This window comes from Luedemannella flava (assembly GCF_039528515.1).
Taxonomy (GTDB): Bacteria; Actinomycetota; Actinomycetes; order Mycobacteriales; family Micromonosporaceae; genus Luedemannella; species Luedemannella flava.
Genome location: NZ_BAAALT010000268.1, coordinates 1 through 4870 on the forward strand (window position 1 = coordinate 1; position 4870 = coordinate 4870).

At 70.2% G+C, this 4870-nt stretch carries 5 protein-coding genes; 4 read left to right on the forward strand and 1 reads right to left on the reverse strand.

Going from position 1 to position 4870, the window contains the following annotated elements:
- Positions 1-1195, reverse strand: a 1195-nt coding sequence (locus ABD211_RS29865; RefSeq protein WP_344139040.1) for a hypothetical protein, incomplete at its 3' end; no start/stop codon positions are given.
- 250 nt (positions 1196-1445) lie between these two features.
- Here ABD211_RS29865 and ABD211_RS29870 point away from each other — a divergent pair.
- The 4 genes from ABD211_RS29870 (at position 1446) to pstS (ending at position 4791) form a co-directional block, all read left to right on the forward strand.
- Positions 1446-2510: an AI-2E family transporter gene (locus ABD211_RS29870; RefSeq protein WP_344139042.1), complete on the forward strand. Its 1065-nt coding sequence runs from the start codon at positions 1446-1448 to the stop codon at positions 2508-2510.
- A 20-nt stretch (positions 2511-2530) separates the two neighbouring features.
- On the forward strand, positions 2531-2911 hold the full coding sequence (locus ABD211_RS29875; RefSeq protein ID WP_344139044.1) for a phage holin family protein: 381 nt from the start codon (positions 2531-2533) through the stop codon (positions 2909-2911).
- Between the two features lie 37 nt (positions 2912-2948).
- On the forward strand, positions 2949-3494 hold the full coding sequence (locus tag ABD211_RS29880) for an HdeD family acid-resistance protein (protein ID WP_344139046.1): 546 nt from the start codon (positions 2949-2951) through the stop codon (positions 3492-3494).
- Positions 3495-3678: 184 nt separating this feature from the next.
- Positions 3679-4791 carry a phosphate ABC transporter substrate-binding protein PstS gene (gene pstS / locus ABD211_RS29885; RefSeq protein WP_344139048.1) on the forward strand — a complete coding sequence of 371 codons (1113 nt, stop codon included), beginning with the start codon at positions 3679-3681 and terminating at the stop codon, positions 4789-4791.
- The last annotated feature ends 79 nt before the right edge of the window (positions 4792-4870 follow it).

The following is a 4870-nucleotide window of genomic DNA, read 5'->3' on the forward strand; positions in this document are numbered from 1 at the left end:
CGCCCGCCACGAAGCCGACGATGGCCAGCACGCAGATCAGCACGTAGATGACGTGCCGGGCGGGCGCCACGGCGCGGCCCGCGACCACGGCCCAGCGGCCCGCGCGGGCGAGCTGCGCGCCGAGCGCGTCCAGGCCCCGGTCGGCCCAGCGCCGGGCGAAGACCGCCGGCGGGCTGGGGCCCCACCACAGCGCGACGAGCACGATGAGGCCGAGCGCCACGAGCATCGTCTGCAGCGCGGACACCAGGAACCGCAGCAGGGTGTCGAAGACGGCGAGGGCGGCCTGCGGCGGCAGGGTCGGCGGCAGGTTGTCCTTGTAGTACGCCCGGGCGACGGCGGTCCCGAACAACAGCAGGGCCGCGACCACGCCCAGCATGATCGCGCCGGTGATGATACCCCGACGGCGGTTGGGCGCGGCCAGGACGCCCGCGATGGCCAGCGCGAGCACGACCCACGGCAGCCAGGTCGCCACGGCGTCGAGCACGCGCGTGTAGGTGCGCAGCTCCGGCAGCTTGTCGGACTGCACGACGGTGAACGGGATGGAGATCTCCGGGATCCTTTCCACGAACGTCAGCCCCTGCTCGACGAGCTTCTGCTTGACGGTCTCCAGGACCGCCCCGAGGTCGAGCGTCACGGTGTCCCCGGTGCTGTTCAGGTACGTCCCCTCCGCGCCGGTCAGGACGGTGACGACGGCCTGGTGCGCCAGCGTGTTCACCTGCCGCCACACGGCCTGCACCTGCTCGGTCGCCAGCAGCGGCCGGATCCGGTTGTAGAGGAACGAGTTGAGCCCGTTCACCAACGGGTCGACCAGGGCGGTGACGGCCGGCGGCGCGCCCTCGGCGACCAGCCGCTCGGCCACCTTGTTGGCGATCCCCGTCAGGTCGGTACGGGTCACGATCTCGTTCGCGAGCCGCTGCGCGACGGCGTCCTGCACGGCGGGGTCGGCGAGGACGGGCGTCACGGTCGCCACGTAGGTGTCGGTGTCGAGCACCTGGCCGCGCACGTACCCGGCGACGAGGGAGACCCCGCCGAGCACCGCGGCGAGCAGCAGGATCACGCAGGCGCCGAGCCAGCGCCCGAGCCGGCCCCACCGCCCGTGCCGCCCGGCGGCGACCTCGGCCCGCAGCACGGCCAACTCGGCCCGCAGCTGCGCCAGCTCGGCCCGCTCGTCGACCCCCAGCGGCTCGCCACTCACGTCGCGCCCCCGCCCTCGTCCACGGCGCCGACCCCGGCCCCGGCCGCCGTGGTCCCCCGCCGCGCCAGCCCGCGGCCACCCCTCCACCGCAACGGATCTTGGGACAAAAGTGTCGCTGTAGCGACGTTTTCGTCCCAAGATCCGCCGTAGGTGCGGTGGGGCGGGCGCCACGGATCGGCCATGATGCCCAATTTATGCGATTTATGTGCTCTTGCGGTCGGAACGGGCGATCATATGCCTGGAGGTAGCGATGAAGCAGCGGACGCCGCGACCGATCGGCGAACCAGGCCCGCCGCTGCGCGCGGCCCAGTTCCGGTTCGGCCTGCTCGCGGCGGCCGGCGCCCTGCTGACCTTCGCCGCCTTCCTCGCGGCCGCCCACATCGCCACCGTCCTGGCCATGCTCGGTACGGCCCTGTTCATCGCCGTCGGCCTCGACCGGCCCGTGCAGGCGCTCACCAGGCGGGGCATGCGGCGAACCCACGCGGCGCTGACCGTCGTCGCGATCGTGGTGGTGGCGCTGGTCGCGGCGGTCGCGGTCGCCCTGCCCGCGCTCGTCGGGCAGGTGTCGACCTTCCTGGAGCACGTCCCCGGGTACGTCGACGACCTCCTCGACCGGGTCTCGGCCATGAGCGACCAGGAGCGCGCCAAGCTGAAGGCCCAGCTGACCACGCTGGCCACCCCCGCGCGCCTGGCCGACGTCGCCGGCGGCCTGCTCGGCGGCGCGGTGAGCGTACTCGGTGGGGTGATCATCGCCGGGACCACCGCGATGCTGGCGATGTGCCTGCTCGTGGCGCTGGACCGGGTGCGCGCCGGCGCGCTGCGCCTGGTGGTGGCGTCCCGGCGCGCGCGGGTCGCGGCGCTGACGGAGGCCGTCGAGGAGCGGGTCGGCGGCTACCTGGTGGGGGCGGTCGGCATCGCGCTCGTGGCCGGGACGTGCGCGTTCGCCTGGTGCACGCTGACCGGCGTGCCGTACCCGGCGCTGATGGCGGTGATCGTCGCCTTCTTCGACCTCATCCCGCAGGTCGGGGCGACCATCGGGTCCACGATCGTGTCGCTGGTGGCGTTCACCCAGTCGTTCGGGCTGGCCCTGGCCACCATCGGCTTCTTCTGCGTCTACCAGGCGGTCGAGAACTGGCTCGTGTACCCGCGGGTGATGAGCCGGGCCGTCAAGGTCTCCTACCTCGCCGCGATCGTCTGCGCGCTCGTCGGCGGGGCGCTGATGGGCGTCCTCGGCGTCCTCGTGGCCGTGCCGGCCTGGGCCTCGATCCAGATGCTCGTCCGCGAGGTCGTCATTCCGCAGCAGGACCGACGCTAACCATCGAAGGGAGGGACGGGATGGGCTTTCTCATCCGCACAGTGGTCACTGCGGTGGCCCTGTGGATCGCCACGCTGATCGTCGACGGCATCTACCTGGACGCCGACAAGACCTGGCAGAACGCCGTGACGCTGATCATCGTGGCGATCATCTTCGGCCTGGTCAACGCCATCCTGAAGCCGATCATAAAGATCTTCGGCTGCTTCTTCTACATCATCACGCTGGGCCTGTTCGCCCTCGTGGTGAATGCCGGGCTGTTCCTGCTCGTCGGCTGGCTGGCCGAGTCGCTCAACCTGCCGTTCCACGTCGACGGCTTCTGGGACGGCTTCTGGGGCGCGATCATCGTGTCCGTCGTCAGCTGGTTGATCAACCTCGTCATCCCCGACGGCTCGGAGGGGTGACCAGCGTGAACAGGCGTTCATCTATGGGGGTGGGAACGTGACGGCACTTCCGGCTCCGCCGGCCATGCGTGGGGCGCAATGGTGGTTCTTCCTGATCACCGGCATCTGCTGGATCATCATCGCCTGGGTGGTCCTGCGGTTCTCGCTGACCACGGTCGAGACGATCGCCATCCTGGCCGGCGTGGTGATCCTGGCCGCGGGCGTCATGGAGGCCGTGCACGCGTTCACCGCCCCCGGCTGGCGCTGGCTGCACGGCGTACTCGCGGGAATTTTCCTGGTCACCGGGGTGGTGGCGATGCTCCACCCGGGCAACACGTTCTTCTGGCTGTCGGCGTTCATCGGTTGGTACCTGTTGTTCAAGGGGGCGGCCGACGTCGTGCTCGCGTTCCTCACCAAGGAGGAGAACGATGCCTGGTGGCTGCTGCTCGTGGTCGGCATCATTGAGCTGATCTTCGGGTTCTGGGCCGCGGGCAGGTTCGAACGCTCGGCGTACCTGCTGATCGTCTACGTCGCCGTCATCGCGCTCACGCACGGCGTCACGGACATCGTCGCCGCCTTCCGGATGCGCAAACTGGCACATTAAGACAACAGCCGCACGGACCGCCGGGGAGCGTGGCGTCACGTCACCTCGGCGGTCCGGTGTGTTCACGAAGCGTTCACCGACGTCGGGTTAGCCGTCCACCTCTCGCGCTTAGCGTCCTGCTCAGCCGGTCAGAACACCGGCCCGGTAATCCCCTACCGGCACCCACCCCTCGAAGGGACAGCACGTGAAGCTCAAGCGGCACGGCATCCTGGCCGGCGCACTGCTGACCGCGACGCTCGCGCTCGCCGCGTGCGGTACGGACGACAACACCGGCAACGGCACGAATAACAGCACCGCCTCCGCCTCCGCGTCCGACTGCGCGACGGGCAAGCTCACCGCCCAGGGATCCACGGCTCAGAAGAACGCCATGGACCAGTGGATCAAGGACTACGCGGCGAAGTGCTCCGGCGCGTCCATCGACTACCAGGGCACCGGCTCCGGCGCCGGCATCCAGGCGTTCATCGCCGGCACGGCGGACTTCGCCGGCTCGGACTCCGCGATGAAGGACCCCGAAGAGCAGCCCAAGGCGGACACCCGCTGCGGCGCCGGCAACAAGGCGATCCACCTTCCCCTGGTGATCGGCCCCATCGCCATCGTCTACAACATCGACGGCGTCACCAACCTGCAGCTCTCCCCGGCGACCGTGGCGAAGATCTTCGCCAACAAGGTCACCAAGTGGAACGACGCGGCCATCGCCGCCGACAACCCGGGCGTGACCCTGCCGGCCACCGCGATCCTCCCGGTGCACCGCGCCGACTCGTCCGGCACCACGGACAACTTCCTGAAGTACCTGAGCAAGACGGCCGCCGCCGACTGGACCTACGGCAACGCCAAGGAGTGGCCCCTCAAGGAGGGCGGCCAGGGCGAGCCGAAGTCCGACGGTGTGGCCGGCGCGGTGAAGGCCAACAAGGGCGCCATCGGCTACGTCGAGTGGTCGTTCGCCGAGGTCAACGGCCTCGCCAAGGTCAAGGTCAAGAACGCCGCCGGCGAGTACACCGAGCTGACCGCCGAGTCGGCGGGCAAGACCATCGAGAGCGCCCAGGTCGCCGGCACCGGCGACGACCTGAAGCTGACGGTCGACTACAACACCACGGCCGCGGGTGCCTACCCGATCGTCCTGGTGACCTACGAGATCGTCTGCGGCAAGGGCACCCCGGCCGACAAGCTCGCGCTGGTCAAGGGCTTCCTCGGCTACGCGGCCGGCGACGGCCAGGCCACCCTGACCAAGCTGGGCTACGCCCCGCTGCCGGCCACCGTGTCCGCCAAGGTCAAGACCGCGGTCAGCAACCTCTCCTAACCCTGAAACCGAGCGGACGGAGAAGCTCGCGATGAGCAGCCCCTCCCTCGCCGGACCCGCCGAGGCCGCACCCGCGGCC

Coding starts and splice junctions, on each gene's coding strand:
- ABD211_RS29875 (WP_344139044.1), top strand. CDS start 2,531: ATGGGCTTTCTCATCCGCACAGTGGTCACTGCGGTGGCCCTGTGGATC.
- ABD211_RS29870 (WP_344139042.1), top strand. CDS start 1,446: ATGAAGCAGCGGACGCCGCGACCGATCGGCGAACCAGGCCCGCCGCTG.